The sequence below is a fragment of the Streptomyces sp. NPDC055506 genome, assembly GCF_053643595.1.
Genome location: NZ_JBSHKH010000094.1, coordinates 1 through 16,574, shown reverse-complemented (window position 1 = coordinate 16,574; position 16,574 = coordinate 1). Strand labels below are relative to the sequence as shown.

Genomic DNA, 16,574 nt, shown 5'->3' with positions numbered 1-16,574 from the left:
TGTTCCGAATTGCCCGCTCGGGTGGGCTTCAGGCTAGCCCGTCCCGATCGGCGGTGCGTCGGCGGGCGGTCCGGACGGACTGGCTCCGACCTGCCCGCACGTGCCCGGTACCCTGCGGTACGCCGTTCAGGTCTCCCCGCAGAGAGGCAGCTCCACCTGTGACTCCGATTCGCCACGGCCGAAGCCGTAGTGCCGTACTCACGAGCGCGATGTGCGCACTGCTCGTGACGGGGACGGTGCTCACCGGCTGCGCGGAGGATCCCAACGAGGGCACCAACGGGGTCGGCAGACTGCCCGCCGGGAAGATCCAGGGCAAGACCCGCACGGCCGCCGAGTCCGCCGGGGCGGTCCGGGTGCACGGCAGCGTCGTCAGCGGCGAGAAGACGTACGCGCTCGACATGCGTCTGAAGGCCGACGGCGGCGAGGGCTCGGTCACCACCGAGGGGACGACCTTCCAGCTGCTGCGCCTCGGCGAGCAGCTCTTCGTCAAGGCCGACGCCGAGTTCTGGAGTCACGGTGACGGCCAGGGCGGAAAGGGCGAGGGGGACGCGGCCGCGGCCTCCAAGCTCGGCGGCAAGTTCGTGAAGGTGCCGCAGGGCGACCCCGCGTACAAGAAGTTCAGCGGTTTCACGGACAAGGGAGTCCTCCTCGACGGTCTGCTGACCCTGCACGGCACACTCGCGACGGACGGCCACGAGGAGCAGGCGGGCGTCCGCACCATCCGCATCACGGGCGACAAGGGTTCCGGCGGCGCCCTGGAGGTCTCCCTCGAGGGCAAGCCGTATCCGCTGCGCCTGGAGCGGGCCGGCGGCGCGGGCACCCTCACGTTCTCCGCCTGGGGAGAGGACTTCTCCCTCAGGGAGCCGGAGAAGAACGAGACGGTGGACTACGGCCGGCAGCTGCCGACGTCGTAGCGAGTGCTACGCGCGTCCGGCCGCTACTGGCGTTTGCGTTTCTTCAGCAGCAGGCGGTGCAGCCCCGCCGGAATCGGCCGGCGGGTGATCGCCGGGGACGGCAGGGGCGGCTCGGACAGGGAGCCGTCGGGCAGCGGCGCCGTCGTCCCGGTCGGTTCCAGGCGCAGCACCCGGCACTCGCGGGCCCAGCGGCCGGTCATGGCCTCGCCGTCGGGCGCGTTCAGCCGTTTGCCCTTGAGCTCGGCGACCGTCGCGTCCCACGCCTCGGAGCCCGGCGCGAGCTCGGTGACCCGGGCCGTCCAGGAGACCAGCCGGCCGCCCTTGTCCTTGCTGCGGACCGTCACCCGGGCCTCGCCCCCGTCGGCGAGCCCCGGCAGCGGCTGCTCGCCGGGTCCGTCGCCGATCAGGCACGCGGCACCCTCGTGCCACACGTGCCAGAGCGCACGCGCCGGGCCGTCCGGGCCCTGGACCCAGACGAGGCCGGACTTCTTGGTGGCCTCCTCGACGAGGGCCTGGCCGAGCAGCTCGCTTGTCATGGGACCCAGCCTATCCAGGCTGCTCACAGCCATCCGTTCCGCTTCAGTGTGCGGTGGATGCCCAGGCAGATGACCACGGTGATGCCCATGATCACCGGGTAGCCGTACCGCCAGTGCAGTTCCGGCATGTGGTCGAAGTTCATGCCGTAGACGCCACAGACCATGGTCGGTACGGCGATGATGGCCGCCCAGGAGGTGATCTTCCGCATGTCCTCGTTCTGCGCCACGGACGCCTGCGCGAGGTTGGCCTGGAGGATGGAGTTGAGCAGCTCGTCGAAGCCGAGGACCTGCTCCTGGACCCGGGCCAGGTGGTCGGCGACGTCCCGGAAGTACTTCTGGATGTCCGGGTCGATCAGCCGCATCGGCCGCTCGCTCAGCAGCTGCATGGGCCGCAGCAGCGGCGACACGGCCCGCTTGAACTCCAGCACCTCGCGCTTGAGTTGGTAGATCCGGCCGGCGTCCGAACCGCGCGGCGAGCCCTTGCGCCCCGGGGAGAACACCTCGGTCTCCACCTCGTCGATGTCGTCCTGCACCGCGTCGGCGACCGCGATGTAGCCGTCTACGACGTGGTCGGCGATGGCGTGCAGCACGGCCGAGGGGCCCTTGGCCAGCAGCTCGGGGTCGTCCTGGAGGCGGTGCCTGAGGGCGCGCAGGGAGCCCTGGCCGCCGTGCCGGACGGTGATGAAGAAGTCCCGTCCGGTGAAGCACATGACCTCGCCGGACTCGACGACCTCGCTGTTGGCGTCGAGCTGGTCGTGCTCGACGTAGTGGATGGTCTTGAAGACCGTGAAGAGCGAGTCGTCGTAGCGCTCCAGCTTGGGCCGCTGGTGGGCCTGGACGGCGTCCTCCACGGCCAGCGGGTGCAGTCCGAACTCACTGGCGATGCCGGAGAATTCGGCCTCGGTCGGCTCGTGCAGGCCGATCCACACGAAGCCCCCGTCGCGGCGCACCAGGCGCACCGCCTCGTGCGGGGTCAGCGGGGTCTCGGTCTCGACGCGGCGGCCGTCGCGGTAGATGGCGCAGTCGACGACGGCGGTGGCCGTCGCCGGGCTGCGGGTGGCGTCGTAAGTGCCACTGTCCTTGCGCAGCGAGACGCGGGACGGACGGACCACGGCGCGCAGGTCGCGAATCATCGACATGGCGGGCTCCTTCGCGAGAGGGCAACGAAAGGCGCCGGCGGCGACGGGTGGAACTACCCGGAATGAGGACGTAGTGACTGCTGATGTTTGGCACGTCCACAAAGCGGGGAGCACCGCACCGTCGCGGTGGCGGGCTTCGTTACTGATTCAGCTACTGAGGCAGATCAGGAAAAACGAAACGAAGCGCTCTTCCGCGGTGAAGCGAGTGCGAGAGGTGGCGGCCGGCCAGAGAGACAGAGCAGCTACATCAGCGGCGGGAGAGCGTGGTGCTACTGCACGGTCGACTTCGATCCATTGCAGCCCCACCTCCTCCGGCCGGTCCCTCGTAAGGGAGTTCCATCGGCGTCGGGGCTTGATCGCGACGCTTCTGCGTGCTGCCCCGAACCACCGGGCAAGAGTAGCAGCCGAGAAAACTGTCAAGGTGCTCCTTTGCCCGCTACTGACGAGTTCTATGCTCACCGCATGGCTGATGTTCTTCCTCTGGTCGAGGCCCGGTTGCGCACCGCGCTGGGCGAACCGGACGCGCGCGCGGCAGTGACGTTCCTCGGTACGGACCGCATCGAGGTGCTGCGTTTCCAGGAGGGCGGCATCGCCCGCTACGCCACGCTCGGCATGTCCGCGCAGCCCATGACGGAGCCCACGGCGGCGGTCGCCGATCCGGTCAAGGGGCCGCGCGCGGAGCTGGTCCTGTCGGTGCGGGCCGGGCTCGCCGAGACGGACAAGGTGCTCCGCCCGCTCGCCGTACTCGCCGCGTCCCCGCAGGTGGAGGGCCTGATCGTGGCCCCAGGTGCCTCCCTGGACGTCGGCGAGCCGCTGTGGCCCGGAGCCCCCTTCACCTCGGTCCTGGTAGCCGAACCGGGCGGTCTGGTCGAGGACCTGGAGCTCGACGAACCCCTCGACCCCGTACGGTTCCTGCCGCTGCTGCCGATGACTCCGAACGAGGCCGCCTGGAAGCGCGTGCACGGCGCCCAGGCGCTCCAGGAGCGGTGGCTGAACCAGGGGACGGACCTCCGGGATCCGTCCCGGAAGTCCGTCCCGCTGGAGTGAGGCCTGAGTGAGGAACCTCACCAACCCATGGCCGAAAAGCGTCAGTTGGCCCAGTCGACTCAGTTGGCGAAGACGGCGACGCCGTCCTCGGTCGCGTGCCTCGGCTCCAGCTCCTCGGCCTCGTGGGTGAGGGCCTTCCGGCGTACGACCACGACGAGCGCGCCCAGTACGGCCGTGACGGCGGCCACCACGAACGGGATGTGGAGATCGGTCCACTCCTCGATCTTCGGTGCGAAGAACGGGGCGGCCGCCGCCGCGAACCAGCGCACGAAGTTGTAGCCCGCGCTCGCCACCGGCCGGGGCGCGTCCGAGACGCCGAGTGCCAGCTCGGTGTAGACGGTGTTGTTCACGCCGATGAAGGCGCCGGACAGGATCGTGCAGACGACGGCCGTGGTGTGGTCGCCGTAGCCGAGCACGAGCACGTCGGCCGCGAGCAGCACCAGTGAACCGCCGAGGACCCTCAGCGAGCCGAACCGCCTCTGCAGGCGCGGGGCCACGATCACCGAGAACACGGCGAGCAGTACACCCCAGGCGAAGAACACCGCACCCGACCGGTACGGGCTCATGTCCAGCACGAACGGGGTGAAGGCCAGCACGGTGAAGAACGTGTAGTTGTAGAAGAACGCCGAGACCGCGGCCGAGGCGAGGCCGCCGTGGCCGAGGGCCTTGACCGGGTCCAGGAGCGAGGTCTTGCGGGCGGGCTTCGGCTGCTCCCTCAGGAATACCGCGATGCACAGGAAGCCGACGGCCATCAGGAAGGCCGTACCGAAGAACGGGTAGCGCCAGCTGGCGTCGCCGAGCAGGGCGCCCAGCAGCGGACCGCAGGCCATGCCGAGGCCGAGGGCCGACTCGTACAGCAGGATCGCCGCAGCGCTGCCGCCCGCCGCCGCTCCGACGATGACCGCGAGGGCCGTCGAGACGAACAGCGCGTTGCCGAGCCCCCAGCCGGCCCGGAATCCGACCAGTTCGCCGACGGATCCGGAGGTGCCCGACAGTCCCGCGAAGACCACGACCAGGGCGAGGCCGAGCAGCAGGGTCTTCCTGCCGCCGATGCGGCTGGAGACGAAGCCCGTGACCAGCATCGCGATCGCGGTGATGAGGAAGTACGAGGTGAACAGCAGGGAGACCTGGCTGGCCGAGGCGTTCAGGCCCGAGGCGATGGACGGCAGGATCGGGTCGACGAGTCCGATGCCCATGAAGGCGACGACCGACGCTCCGGCGGTCGCCCACACGGACTTGGGCTGCTTGAGGAGGCCGCCCGTTCCGGCGTCGAAGGGGTCCATTGCGTGCTCCCTTTCCCGAGACGAGGTAGTTGGTATATACACATACTAAGTTAGCCATGCTAACTAATGCAAGCTACATCTAGTGCGGGGGTGAAGGGTTCCGTCCGGTTGGGTGATCGTCCTTGACGCGGCGGGGCGGGGGTAGGACCGTGGGGCCCTATGAGGGGCGAACCCAGTTGCCCGAAGTGCGGTGGCCGGGTCAGGGCTCCCGGCCTCTTCTCCGACTCCTGGCAGTGCGATGTGCACGGCACCGTCCATCCGGTGCAGCCTGTGATACCGCCCAGCGTCGATGCCCTCAACGTCGTGGTGCACCGGACTCAGGTGCCGGTGTGGATGCCCTGGCCGCTGCCGGTCGGCTGGCTGTTCACGGGTGTGGCCTGCGCGGGGGACGACCGTACGGGTGGCCGCGCCACGGCCGTGGCCTGCACGGGACCCGGGCCGCTCGGCGGGATGGGCGAGCTGATCCTGGTGGCCGAGGAGCTGGGTGTCGGTCTCGGCGCGCGGTACGCGGGTATCGACGGCCCGGACCCGGGGCCGTACATGAACGTCGAGAAGCCGGCCCAGGCCAAGGTGCTCGCCGCGGGGCGGCCGACGCCGCTGTGGCATGTGACCGGGGCGCCGGACGACCGCGCGGTGTTCGCCGGCGAGGCGCTCGGGATGTGGCTGTGGGCGGTCGTGTGGCCGGAGCAGTCGGGGTTGCTGATGTACGACGAGCTGGTGCTCGCGGATGTGCGGGACGCGGGGGCGGAGGTGGAGCTGGTGCCGTGCGGGGCCCTCTCGCCGCGCTTGCTTCAGCCGTAGCGCCTGTGGGGGTGGGGGCTTGGTCGGCGGGCGGCTGCGGATCGGTGGGGGCTGGTCGCGCCCACGCGGCGGAGCCGCACATCAACACAGTCCCGCGCCCCTTGGAGAGCCTTGGTGTAGGGGGTGCTTACCGGATTCGGGTGTGACAGCGGTCGTTGAAAATCCGGTTATCCTTGAGCAGCCCTGTTCGTCCCGTCAGTGTCTGGAGTCCGCGTCGTGCGTATCGATCTGCACACCCACTCCACCGCTTCCGACGGCACGGACACCCCGGCCGAGCTGGTGCGCAAGGCCGCCGCGGCCGGGCTGGACGTCGTCGCGCTCACCGATCACGACACCACCCGCGGGCACGCCGAGGCGAGGGCCGGGCTGCCCGAGGGGCTGACGCTGGTCACCGGGGCCGAGCTCTCCTGCCGGCTCGACGGCATCAGCATGCACATGCTGGCCTACCTCTTCGACGCCGAGGAGCCGGCGCTGCTCGCCGAGCGCGAGCTGGTCCGGGACGACCGGGTGCCCAGGGCGCAGGGCATGATCGCCAAGCTTCAGGGACTGGGCGTGCCCGTGACCTGGGAGCAGGTGCTGCGGATCGCCGGTGACGGGTCCGTCGGGCGTCCGCACGTGGCGAGCGCGCTCGTCGAGCTGGGTGTCGTGCCGACCGTGAACGACGCCTTCAGCGAGGACTGGCTGGCCGATGGCGGCCGGGCCTACGTCGAGAAGCACGAGACCGACCCCTTCGAGGCGATCCGGCTGGTCAAGGGCGCGGGCGGGGTCACGGTGTTCGCGCATCCCGGGGCGAGCAAGCGGGGGCGTACGGTGCCGGAGGCGGCGATCGCCGAGATGGCCGCGGCCGGGCTGGACGGCATCGAGGTCGACCACATGGACCACGACGCGGACACGCGGGCGCGGTTGCGGGGGCTGGCGAAGGAGCTGGGGCTCCTGGTGACCGGGTCCAGTGACTATCACGGCAGCCGGAAGACATGCGTGCTCGGGGAGTACACGACGGATCCCGAGGTGTACGGGGAGATCACTCGGCGGGCCTTCGGGGCGTTTCCGGTGCCGGGGGCCGGCGGAGCTGTCTGAGGTTCCTGTTCTGCAGGTCCGTTTTCAGGCACTCGGCGTTGTCCGCTGTGCCCACCCGTTCCTCCACCACGGAACGCCTGCCCACTGCGGCAACCGTGTGTCTCATCAACCCTGCAAGGCCATCACACCCATGTTCGAACTCGCCGTCTTCGGCTCCCTCTTCCTCACCCTCTTCGTCATCATGGATCCCCCCGGGATCACCCCGATCTTCCTCGCGCTCACCGCCGGCCGGCCCGCCAAGGTGCAGAAGCGGATGGCCTTTCAGGCCGTCTGTGTCGCCGGTGGTGTGATCACCGTGTTCGGGCTGCTCGGGCATCAGATCCTCGACTACCTGCATGTCTCCGTGCCCGCGTTGATGATCGCGGGCGGACTGCTGCTTCTGCTGATCGCGCTCGATCTGCTCACCGGGAAGACCGACGAGCCGAAGCAGACCAAGGACGTCAACGTCGCCCTCGTGCCGCTGGGCATGCCGCTGCTGGCCGGGCCGGGGGCGATCGTGTCGGTCATCCTCGCCGTGCAGAAGGCGCACACCGCCGCCGCTCAGGTCTCCGTGTGGGCGGCGATCCTCGCCATCCATGTCGTGCTGTGGCTGGTGATGCGCTACTCGCTGGTGATCATCCGGATCATCAAGGACGGCGGTGTGGTCCTGGTGACACGGCTCGCGGGCATGATGCTCTCCGCGATCGCCGTGCAGCAGATCATCAACGGCGTCACGCAGGTGATCCAGGGGAGCTGACGGGGCGCGTCAGGCCCGGCCGAGCACCGAGCCGATCGCACCGGCCGCGCCCGGGTGGGCGAGGTACTCGTCGATGTCGTGCGCACGGTCGCGGCCGTTGGAGACGGCGAGCTGGGTGAGCTTGCCCCAGCGCTCGTCCTCCAGCGGGCAGCCGATGGCCACCCCGTCGGTGGGGCACCAGACGTTGACCCAGTCACGTACCCGGGGCGGCCGGTGCGGGCCGTGGGCGAGGAGCCGTTCGTTGACGCCGTCCAGGCCGAGCGGGCTGCCCGCGGTGACGAGCAGGACCGGGTCGAGGCCGTCCGGGAGCCGGGTCAGCAGGTCCAGGCCGACGACCGTGCCCAGGCTGTGCGTGACCAGCACCAGTTCGCCGTTGGCGGGCATGGTCTCCAGGACGCTGTCCAGCACGGACTGCCGCACGGCGCTGTCGCCGAGGTACAGGTCGACGTCCCGCAGGAATGTGGCGATGGTCCACTCGTCCACGTCCGACCGGGCGGCGAGCCAGCTCAGCGGCCGGTGCAGTGCGCCGACCAGTCCTGCCCCGAAGCCCTCCGTGGCCGCCGGACCGTCCTGGGGCATGCCGGCCCGGGCGGCCGCCTCGTAGATCAGCCGCTCGTAGGAGCCGGTGGGCGACTCCGCGGCGAAGACCTCGGCGGCAGCGGCGGCGCTCATCTCGTCCAGGCCGATGGCCTCGGCCGTGCTCTCCCTGCCGGTCACGAGGTTGTGCAGTCTCGTGCCGTAGAAGGGGAACCACACGTCCTGCGGGTCGATCGGGGGCAGGGACGCGAGGGTGAGGCCGCGGTTCAGGCCGGATGTCCAGGTCCTGCGGAGGTCGTCCGGCTGCTTCTTGTGCTGGTCCCTGCCGTGCAGGAAGACCAGGTGCCTGCGGCCGCCGAAGGCGGTGTTCCGGGCCGGGCGTCCGGCCTTGGGTTTACCGGCGTCCGTCCCGCTCTCCGTGACCGGAGCGACGGAGACCGGCGGGGGCGTGACGCCGGGCACCGCCGCCGAGGGGAGCGGGGCCGTGCTCTGGTCCAGGCCCGAGTCCGGGCCCATCTCCGTCAGCAGGGCGCGGGGCCCGGGTGCGAGGTCCAGCCGGGACAGGTGCTTGAGGATCGAGCTGATGCGGACGCCCTCGTTGGCGACCCACTCGATCGCGTCGTCGCCGTCGCCCTGGCGCCAGGGCTTTCCGTCCTTCCGCAGGACGCGGCCCTGGTCGTCCTTCTTCGGCACGCCGCTGTGATGCAGGGCCACGACCTCCCACTGGTCGTTGAAGACGGGGGAGCCGGAGTTGCCGGGGCGCGTGTCGGTTCGGTAGTGGACGAAGTCGTCGAGCCGTACGAGCACCGCGTTGTCGCGCAGAACGATTTCCTTGAGGCGGCCGTCCGGGTGACCGATGATGTTCACCTTCTCGCCGAGCACCAGCTTGCCGAGCCGCACACTGAGCCGGTTCCAGCCGAAGATCTCGCCGGGCGGGCGGCCGTCCGGGGCGGGCGTGACCGCGACCAGGGCGAAGTCCAGCCGGCTGTCCGCGGCGAAGAAGGCCCCCGGGTCGAGTTCCATGCGGACGGCGGTGTCGGGCACGTTGTCGACCGTGACCTGGGCGTTGAACTCGGCGAAGCAGCGGCGGGCGAAGCCCTCGTCGGGCAGCACGTGGTGGTTGGTCATCATCAGCCGCGGCGACACCATGAATCCGGTGCCGTGCGGAAGCTCACGGCCGTCGCGGCGCAGGGTGATCCGGGCGACCGAGGCCCCGGCCCTGACACCTCTGGGCAGGAAGCTCCAGGCCTGGAGCTCGTTGGACAGATCGATGATGCGTTCGTTGGCGTCGGGCAGGTCCATGGCCTCGCCGTGGATGTCCGCCACGACCGCCGAGGGCGACAGACCGCCCTGCTCCAGGATCCGGCCGGCGCGGACGGCGAGGGCGTCCGGGGCGTCCGGGAACCGCACGCCGGCCGCCAGCCGTCCCTCGACCCGCTCACGCTCCGCGGTGGAGTCCTCGTATCGCCGTGCGGCCTCGGCCGCCGCCTGTTCCCGCAGCTCCCCGTTCGACCGGCCCGTCACGGACATGCGTCCCACCGTCCTGTTCGCTGTCGCTCGGCCCCTCAGCCAGTACGCCCCCGGCCACAGTGGTCCGCAACAGCGGAGCCCCCGCACGGCCGATGCCGGGCGGGGGCTCCGAAGTGTGGGAGAGCTGCGCGCGTTATGAGGCCGGGGTCCCGGCCGGGCGGATCCAGAGGCGCTGCCCGGTGGCGGCGGCCTGCTGAACGATCCGGTTGACGGAGGCGGCGTCCACGACGGTCGTGTCCACGGGCGTGCCGTCGACATCGTCGAGGTGCATGATTTCGAAGCGCAAGGGCTTCTCCCTTCGTCTGGTCATCCTCCTGAGGAGAACTACTCGGTGTGGCGGCCCACGAGGCTTCGGTGCCCGGTGTTCCGTATGGGTCAACAGGACTGCATGGTTCAAACATTCCCTACGCTAAGGAAATTTTTCGAACGGCTAATTACTGAGCCGTAAGAGTGTCGTTACGGGACCGACCGGGACCAGTTGTGTTCGCAGTGTGACCGCCAGGACAATGGAAGTGATGAACGACGACCTCGCGGCCCTGAGCGCCCGCATCGACAGCACCAACGAGCTGCTCCGGCGCATGCTCGCCGAGGTGGCGAAGACACCCTCGACCCATGCGATCTTCGTCGATGCCGGGTATCTCTACGCGGCCGCGGGACGCCTCGTCGCCGGTACCGAGGACCGCCGCGCCTTCGATCTGGACGCCGAGGGCCTGATCGACGCGCTCATTGACAAAGCCCGCACGATCTTCGCGGACAGCAGGCTGCTGCGGGTCTACTGGTACGACGGTGCCCGCCGCCGCATCCACACGGCGGAGCAGCAGACCATCGCGGAGCTGCCGGACGTGAAGGTGCGCCTGGGCAATCTGAACGCCAACAACCAGCAGAAGGGTGTCGACTCGCTGATCCGCTCCGACCTGGAGTCACTCGCCCGGCACCGTGCCATCAGCGACGCGGCCCTGCTCGGCGGTGACGAGGACCTGGTGTCGGCGGTGGAGGCGGCGCAAGGCTACGGCGCCCGGGTCCACCTGTGGGGCATCGAGGCGCCGGAGGGCCGCAACCAGGCGGAGCCCCTGCTGTGGGAGGTCGACAGCCAGCGCACCCTCGACCTCGACTTCTTCAAGCCGTACGTCTCCCGCCGCACGGCCGCCGCCTACGAGGCGACCACGGGCCGGCCGACCCGCGAGGACGTACGGTTCGTCGGAGCCCAGATCGCGGCGAAATGGCTGGCGGCACGCGGCCGGGAGACGCTGGGGGAGCTGCTGCACGGGCACCCCTATCTGCCCGGTTCGGTCGACCAGGACCTGCTCGTGGAGGCGGAGGGCCTGTTGCAGTACTCGCTGCGCGGGCAGGCCGACCTGCGGCGCGCCCTGCGGGACGGCTTCTGGGAGCATCTGCGGGCGCAGTTCTAGACCGTCCGGGCGCTGTCCCAGAAGTCGGCGAGGGCGCGGGCCATCGGCAGGGGCCGGTCGGCGTTGGGGGAGTGCTCGGCTCCCGTGATGACCGTGCGGTGCGCCTTCAGCCGCAGGGCCATGTCGTCGAGGATCGCCACCGGCCAGGTGTCGTCGTGTGCCCCCGACAGGACGTGGAACGGCAGCGGTACGGCGGCGAGTTCGGTGACGCGGTCCGGCTCGGTGCACAGCTGGCGTCCGGTCGCGCGCAGTTGGGCCGGCTTGTTGCCCAGCCAGCGCCGCCGCAACTGGTCCTGGTCGCCGATGCCGCGCGCGGGCCCGCCGACCTCCTCCGGCGGCCCCATGGCCTGGATCGCCTCCCAGACCTCCTCCATCGACATGACGGCGAGCGCGTCCCGCAGCAGTTTCACGCGCTGCTGCTGTGAGACGGAGATCTCCGCCGGGCCGGACGAGACCAGGGTGAGGGAGAGGAAGGGGGCGTGGTCGAGCAGTACGGCCGCACGGGCGATCTGCCCGCCGAACGAGTGCCCGACGAGGTGCAGGGGAACGCCGACCGCCGCGGCCTGCGCGAGCACATCCCGGGCCAGTTCCCGCTGGGCGTAGGCGGATTCGTCGGACACCGGCCCGTCCGACTCGTGCTGACCCCGTCCGTCCACGGCGACGACCCGGTACCCACGCTCTCCGAGCGGCTCGTGGAGCAGGCTGAAGTCCTCCTTGCTCCCGGTGAATCCGGGCAGCATCAGGACGACTCCCCTGACCCGCGCACCCGCCTTCGGCGACGAGTCGACGACGGCGAACTCACCGCGGGCCGTGCGCAGGGGATATGCGCGGGCGCCCGGGGGCGGGGTGAAGGTGGCGTGCCTGCTCACGGGGTGAGGGTAGCGGGTGAGGTGCGGTCTCCGGTGGGTTGGCTTGCGCCCGCGGGAACGCCGACGGCCCGGCCCCACCTGAGTGGGACCGGGCCGTCGGGCGGGTGTCAGCCCTCCGAGGGCTCCGCGGTGGCCGTGGCCTTGCGGGTGCGGCGGGCCTTGGGCTTCGCCTCGGCCGCGCCATCGGCGGAGGCGGTGCCATCGGCGGAGGCCGTGGCGGCAGCAGCGGCCGTCTTCCGCGTGCGGCGCGGCTTGGCCTCGACGGTCTCGGGCTCCTGGGCCGTCTGGGCCGGGATCCCGGCGGTGACGGTCCCGGCTGCCTCGACCGCCTCGGCGGCTGTCTTGCGGGTGCGGCGGCGCGGCTTGGCCTCCGCGCCCTCGGCCGTGTCGACGGCGGCCTCGGCCGCCGCGGCGGTCTTCCGCGTGCGGCGCGGCTTGGCCTCGGCGGCCTCGCCCTCCGGAGCCGCGACAGCGGTCTTCCGCGTACGGCGCGGCTTCGCCTCGGTCGCCTCGGCCGTGTCGACGCTCGCCTCGGCCTTGGGCGCGGCCTTGCGGGCACGCCGCGGCTTGGCCTCGACGGCCTCGGGCTCCTGAGCCGTCTGGGCCGGGATCCCGGCGGCGACGGTCTCGACTGCCCCGGCGGTCTCGGTGGCCTTGCGGGTGCGGCGGCGCGGCTTGGCCTCCGTGCCCTCCGCGGTGTCGACGGCGGCCTCGGCCGTTGCCACGGACTTGCGCGTACGACGCGGCTTGGCCTCGACGGCCTCGGCCACATCGACGGCGGCTTCGGCCGCGGCTGCGGTCTTGCGGGTACGACGCGGCTTGGTCTCCGCGGCCTCGGCCGTGTCGGCGGGAGCTTCGGCCGCTGCCGCGGCCTTGCGGGTACGACGCGGCTTGGTCTCAGCGGCTTCGGCCGTGTCGACAGCGGCTTCCGCCGCAGCCGTCGCCTTGCGCGTCCGCTTCGGCTTCGCCTCGGCGGCCTCGGCCGTGTCCACGGCGGCTTCGGCCGCTGCCGCGGTCTTGCGCGTGCGGCGCGGCTTGGGCTCCGTGGCCTCGGCCTGCTCGGCGGGGGCCTCGGCCTTCGCCGCCGTCTTACGGGTGCGCCGCGGCTTCGTCTCCGTCGGCTCCGCGACGGACTCGGTGGTTCCCTCGGCCGTGTCGACCGCCGACTCGGCCGCTGCCGCCGCCGTGCTCTTGCGGGTGCGGCGGCGCGGCTTGGTGGCGGAAGCCTCGGGCTGTGCGGTCACCGGGGCATCATTCGCGACGGCCGCGGACTCCGTGGCCGACGGCGTCACCACGGCCTCGGTCTCCGCCACCGGCGTCTCCACCGGCGTCTCCGACCGGCGCGTGCGGCGCCGGCGCGGCTTCGCCGCCTCGGGCGTCTCCGCGCTGGTGCCCTCCGCCGTCGCCACGGCGTTCTCCGCCTGCTCGGACGGTGCCGACTCGACAGCCGTGACCGGCGCCGCCTCGGCCGGGGCGCCACCGCGGGTGCGGCGGCGACGACGCGGGGTGCGCGGAGCCGTGACGGCGTCCGCCTCGGCGGTGCTGCCGCCGGCGGCCGTGGTCTCCGGTGCGGTGGTGCCGACGGACTCCGGCGCCCCGGCCGGCGCCGCTCCGCCGCGCGTACGGCGGCGGCGTCGCGGAGTGCGCTCGGAACGCTCGCGCTCGGCCGGCCGGGACTCGTCCCGCCCGCCGCGGCCGTTCCGGCCGCCGCGCCCGCGCGGCGCCCGGCCGCCCGGCTCGCCCAGGTCCTCCAGCTCCTCCGCGTCCAGCCCGGCGCGCGTGCGCTCCGAGCGCGGCAGGACGCCCTTCGTGCCCTCGGGGATGCCGAGGTCGGAGAAGAGGTGCGGGGACGTGGAGTACGTCTCCGGCGGGTCGTTGAAGCTCAGCTCCAGCGCCTTGTTGATCAGCTGCCAGCGCGGGATGTCGTCCCAGTCGACGAGGGTGATCGCCGTACCCTTCGCGCCCGCGCGGCCCGTACGGCCGATGCGGTGCAGATACGTCTTCTCCTCTTCAGGCGACTGGTAGTTGATGACGTGGGTCACACCCTCGACGTCGATGCCGCGGGCGGCGACGTCGGTGCAGACGAGCACGTCCACCTTGCCGTTGCGGAAGGCGCGCAGGGCCTGCTCGCGGGCGCCCTGGCCGAGGTCGCCGTGGACCGCGCCGGAGGCGAAGCCGCGCTGCTTCAGCTGGTCGGCGAGATCCGCCGCCGTCCGCTTCGTCCGGCAGAAGACCATCGCCAGCCCGCGGCCGTCGGCCTGCAGGATGCGCGCGACCATCTCGGGCTTGTCCATGTTGTGCGCGCGGTAGATGAACTGCTTGGTGTTCGCGACCGTCGCGCCCGCGTCGTCCGGCGTCGTGGCGCGGATGTGCGTGGGCTGCGACATGTAGCGGCGGGCCAGGCCGATGACCGCGCCCGGCATGGTGGCCGAGAACAGCATCGTCTGGCGCCGGACCGGAAGCATGTTGATGATCTTCTCGACGTCGGGCAGGAAGCCCAGGTCGAGCATCTCGTCGGCCTCGTCGAGGACCAGGCACTTGACGTGCTTCAGGTTCAGCTTCTTCTGCCCGGCGAGGTCGAGCAGCCGGCCCGGGGTGCCGATGACCACATCGACGCCCTTCTTCAGGGCCTCGACCTGGGGCTCGTAGGCCCGGCCGCCGTAGATCGCCGTCACGCGGACGTTACGGGCCTTGCCGGCCGTCAGGAGGTCGTTGGTCACCTGCTGGCACAGCTCGCGCGTGGGGACGACGACGAGCGCCTGCGGGGTGTCGGTGAGGTCCTCGGGCTTGGCGCGTCCGGCCTCGACATCGGCGGGGACGGTGACGCGCTCGAGGAGCGGGAGGCCGAAGCCCAGCGTCTTGCCGGTGCCGGTCTTGGCCTGGCCGATGACGTCCGTGCCCGAAAGGGCCACGGGCAGCGTCATCTCCTGGATGGGGAAGGGGGTCGTGATGCCGACGGCCTCAAGGGCCTCGGCGGTCTCGGGGAGGATTCCGAGCTCTCGGAACGTCGTAGTCAGGGTGCTGCCTCTTCTGTGTGGGGCGGTGCGAGGCGAGCGCGGGGGTCGTGTACGGACCGTGCCGGGGACGTCGGCGGCCTTGCGGCGGTGCCGTTGGGCACGGGACCACTGTCGACGCTCTAGCGCTCGTACCGCTGAGGGTGTCCCTCCGGGCTCCGTACGCACAGTGCCGTACGGACGCGGAGGTCTGTCGGGTCGGAGCCGATCGGGCCACCGACCGGGCATCCTCATACGTGCGGCCTGTCGAGGTACGTCGAAGTACCAGCAGGCGCATTACCACCATACCCCGGAATCCCGCACATGCGATGGCCGATTTGGTCACGTAGCCGTTGTCACAGTGATTGACCAGGGCCTTACGCCTCCCGGCGGGCGGGCTATTGTGCGCTTCATGACGAGCTCTGACAAGCCTGAGAACGCCTCGGACACCACCGCCACCCCGGCCGAACACACCGGAGTCGCCGCCCGGGACTGGGCGACGGCCTCCGCCGACCCGCAGTACCGCGCCGCTGTCGTGGACCTGCTCGGCGCGCTCGCGTACGGGGAGCTGGCGGCGTTCGAGCGGCTCGCGGAGGACGCCAAACTGGCACCGACGCTGGCGGACAAGGCGGAGCTGGCGAAGATGGCGTCGGCCGAGTTCCACCACTTCGAGAGGCTGCGCGACCGGCTCGCCGAGATCGGGGAGGAGCCGACGCGGGCGATGGAGCCGTTCGTCGGCGCCTACGACGGGTTCCACAAGCAGACGGCCCCCTCGGACTGGCTGGAGGGACTCGTCAAGGCGTACGTCGGCGACTCCATCGCCAGCGACTTCTACCGGGAGGTCGCCGCCCGCCTGGACTCCGACTCCCGCGACCTGGTGCTGGCCGTGCTCGACGACACCGGCCACGGCGGCTTCGCCGTGGAGAAGGTGCGTGCCGCCATCGACGCCGATCCGCGCGTGGGCGGACGGCTCGCGCTGTGGGCACGGCGGCTGATGGGCGAGGCCCTGTCGCAGTCCCAGCGGGTGGTCGCCGACCGGGACGCCCTGTCGACCATGCTGGTGGGCGGCGTCGCCGACGGCTTCGACCTGGCCGAGGTCGGCAAGATGTTCTCCCGGATCACCGAGGCCCACACCAAGCGGATGGCCGCGCTGGGCCTGGCCGCGTAGCGCTCGCTCCGCCAGGGGTGGCGCTGCCAAGGGGTGTCGGGAGGCTGCGGGCCGCCGGTGGCTGGTCGCGCAGTTCCCCGCGCCCCTGACGGCTACGCCGTGGCTGATCGTCGGCGCAGGTGGCGTCCCGTCGGGCGCAGCAGCAGCGACAGCGAGGCCACCGAGACGATCACCGCGCCGAGCAGGACCAGCAGCAGATGCCCGGCCTCCAGCGCGCTGTGCATGACGAACGCCCCGAAGAGGGCTCCGGCGACTCCGGTCGACAGGACCAGGGGGCGGGCCGGGAGCCGGTGCGACAGGCGTTGGGTGGCCGCCCAGGCCAGAGCCAGGCCGAGGATCGCGGAGCTCAACGCTTCCAGGAGCATGTCGGGGTCCCTCCCACATGGCCGGCCTGCCCAAATCGGTCGTAGCCCGTCTTACCCCTGACCTGCGGAATCCAATCCCATTCTGTGGGTGCTCTGTGCTCCCTCCGTGGAGGAACCCAGGTGCCGCACGGGGACCCGGAGAACAGGAGCGGGGCGGGACGGCCGATGGC

15 protein-coding genes are annotated in these 16,574 nt (G+C 71.3%); 7 read left to right on the top strand and 8 right to left on the bottom strand.

What is annotated here, in order from left to right:
• The first annotated feature begins 158 nt into the window (after positions 1-158).
• Entirely contained in the window at positions 159-914 is a 756-nt protein-coding gene (locus ACWIF2_RS28730; protein ID WP_454363700.1) for a hypothetical protein, read from the top strand.
• Between the two features lie 23 nt (positions 915-937).
• Here the strand turns inward: ACWIF2_RS28730 and ACWIF2_RS28725 are convergent, their stop codons facing one another.
• Both ACWIF2_RS28725 and ACWIF2_RS28720 read right to left on the bottom strand, forming a co-directional pair.
• Entirely contained in the window at positions 938-1,450 is a 513-nt protein-coding gene (locus ACWIF2_RS28725; RefSeq protein WP_454363699.1) for a hypothetical protein, read from the bottom strand.
• A 23-nt stretch (positions 1,451-1,473) separates the two neighbouring features.
• A complete protein-coding gene (locus ACWIF2_RS28720) occupies positions 1,474-2,589 on the bottom strand; it encodes a magnesium and cobalt transport protein CorA (RefSeq protein ID WP_189723075.1) in 1,116 nt (371 codons plus the stop codon).
• A gap of 462 nt (positions 2,590-3,051) precedes the next feature.
• On the opposite strand from ACWIF2_RS28720, the gene ACWIF2_RS28715 reads away from it, so the two are divergent.
• Positions 3,052-3,636, top strand: a complete 585-nt coding sequence (locus ACWIF2_RS28715; RefSeq protein WP_405507307.1) for a suppressor of fused domain protein — start codon at positions 3,052-3,054, stop codon at positions 3,634-3,636.
• Between the two features lie 59 nt (positions 3,637-3,695).
• On the opposite strand, the gene ACWIF2_RS28710 is transcribed toward ACWIF2_RS28715, so the two are convergent.
• Positions 3,696-4,919, bottom strand: coding sequence for an MFS transporter (locus ACWIF2_RS28710; RefSeq protein ID WP_454363698.1), 1,224 nt, complete (start codon positions 4,917-4,919; stop codon positions 3,696-3,698).
• Positions 4,920-5,078: 159 nt separating this feature from the next.
• Here ACWIF2_RS28710 and ACWIF2_RS28705 point away from each other — a divergent pair, with 159 nt between their 5' ends.
• The 3 genes from ACWIF2_RS28705 (at position 5,079) to ACWIF2_RS28695 (ending at position 7,533) form a co-directional block, all read left to right on the top strand.
• A complete protein-coding gene (locus ACWIF2_RS28705; protein ID WP_454363697.1) occupies positions 5,079-5,720 on the top strand; it encodes a DUF6758 family protein in 642 nt (213 codons plus the stop codon).
• 216 nt (positions 5,721-5,936) lie between these two features.
• Entirely contained in the window at positions 5,937-6,797 is an 861-nt protein-coding gene (locus ACWIF2_RS28700) for a PHP domain-containing protein (RefSeq protein WP_454363696.1), read from the top strand.
• Between the two features lie 130 nt (positions 6,798-6,927).
• A complete protein-coding gene (locus tag ACWIF2_RS28695) occupies positions 6,928-7,533 on the top strand; it encodes a MarC family protein (protein WP_454363695.1) in 606 nt (201 codons plus the stop codon).
• Positions 7,534-7,542: 9 nt separating this feature from the next.
• Here the strand turns inward: ACWIF2_RS28695 and ACWIF2_RS28690 are convergent, their stop codons facing one another.
• Positions 7,543-9,600, bottom strand: coding sequence for a trypsin-like serine peptidase (locus ACWIF2_RS28690; RefSeq protein WP_454363694.1), 2,058 nt, complete (start codon positions 9,598-9,600; stop codon positions 7,543-7,545).
• Between the two features lie 133 nt (positions 9,601-9,733).
• Complete coding sequence (locus ACWIF2_RS28685) at positions 9,734-9,910, bottom strand: hypothetical protein (protein WP_454363716.1); 177 nt, start codon at positions 9,908-9,910, stop codon at positions 9,734-9,736.
• Positions 9,911-10,115: 205 nt separating this feature from the next.
• Between ACWIF2_RS28685 and ACWIF2_RS28680 the strand changes: the two genes are divergently transcribed.
• Entirely contained in the window at positions 10,116-11,009 is an 894-nt protein-coding gene (locus tag ACWIF2_RS28680; RefSeq protein ID WP_454363693.1) for an NYN domain-containing protein, read from the top strand.
• On the opposite strand, the gene ACWIF2_RS28675 is transcribed toward ACWIF2_RS28680, so the two are convergent.
• Entirely contained in the window at positions 11,006-11,878 is an 873-nt protein-coding gene (locus ACWIF2_RS28675; protein WP_454363692.1) for an alpha/beta fold hydrolase, read from the bottom strand. The genes ACWIF2_RS28680 and ACWIF2_RS28675 overlap by 4 nt on opposite strands.
• A gap of 107 nt (positions 11,879-11,985) precedes the next feature.
• Entirely contained in the window at positions 11,986-14,802 is a 2,817-nt protein-coding gene (locus ACWIF2_RS28670; RefSeq protein WP_454363691.1) for a DEAD/DEAH box helicase, read from the bottom strand.
• Positions 14,803-15,283: 481 nt separating this feature from the next.
• On the opposite strand from ACWIF2_RS28670, the gene ACWIF2_RS28665 reads away from it, so the two are divergent.
• Entirely contained in the window at positions 15,284-16,039 is a 756-nt protein-coding gene (locus ACWIF2_RS28665) for a ferritin-like fold-containing protein (protein ID WP_189723085.1), read from the top strand.
• Between the two features lie 92 nt (positions 16,040-16,131).
• Here the strand turns inward: ACWIF2_RS28665 and ACWIF2_RS28660 are convergent, their stop codons facing one another.
• Positions 16,132-16,404, bottom strand: a complete 273-nt coding sequence (locus ACWIF2_RS28660) for a hypothetical protein (protein WP_382490401.1) — start codon at positions 16,402-16,404, stop codon at positions 16,132-16,134.
• Between the last annotated feature and the right edge of the window lie 170 nt (positions 16,405-16,574).

Bases quoted from the DNA above. Each gene is read 5' to 3' on its own strand.
- ACWIF2_RS28725 (WP_454363699.1), bottom strand. From the start codon at position 1,450: ATGACAAGCGAGCTGCTCGGCCAGGCCCTCGTCGAGGAGGCCACCAAG.
- ACWIF2_RS28720 (WP_189723075.1), bottom strand. From the start codon at position 2,589: ATGTCGATGATTCGCGACCTGCGCGCCGTGGTCCGTCCGTCCCGCGTC.
- ACWIF2_RS28715 (WP_405507307.1), top strand. From the start codon at position 3,052: ATGGCTGATGTTCTTCCTCTGGTCGAGGCCCGGTTGCGCACCGCGCTG.
- ACWIF2_RS28710 (WP_454363698.1), bottom strand. From the start codon at position 4,919: ATGGACCCCTTCGACGCCGGAACGGGCGGCCTCCTCAAGCAGCCCAAG.
- ACWIF2_RS28705 (WP_454363697.1), top strand. From the start codon at position 5,079: ATGAGGGGCGAACCCAGTTGCCCGAAGTGCGGTGGCCGGGTCAGGGCT.
- ACWIF2_RS28695 (WP_454363695.1), top strand. From the start codon at position 6,928: ATGTTCGAACTCGCCGTCTTCGGCTCCCTCTTCCTCACCCTCTTCGTC.
- ACWIF2_RS28690 (WP_454363694.1), bottom strand. From the start codon at position 9,600: ATGTCCGTGACGGGCCGGTCGAACGGGGAGCTGCGGGAACAGGCGGCG.
- ACWIF2_RS28685 (WP_454363716.1), bottom strand. From the start codon at position 9,910: ATGACCAGACGAAGGGAGAAGCCCTTGCGCTTCGAAATCATGCACCTC.
- ACWIF2_RS28680 (WP_454363693.1), top strand. From the start codon at position 10,116: ATGAACGACGACCTCGCGGCCCTGAGCGCCCGCATCGACAGCACCAAC.
- ACWIF2_RS28670 (WP_454363691.1), bottom strand. From the start codon at position 14,802: ATGACGCTGCCCGTGGCCCTTTCGGGCACGGACGTCATCGGCCAGGCC.
- ACWIF2_RS28665 (WP_189723085.1), top strand. From the start codon at position 15,284: ATGACGAGCTCTGACAAGCCTGAGAACGCCTCGGACACCACCGCCACC.
- ACWIF2_RS28660 (WP_382490401.1), bottom strand. From the start codon at position 16,404: ATGCTCCTGGAAGCGTTGAGCTCCGCGATCCTCGGCCTGGCTCTGGCC.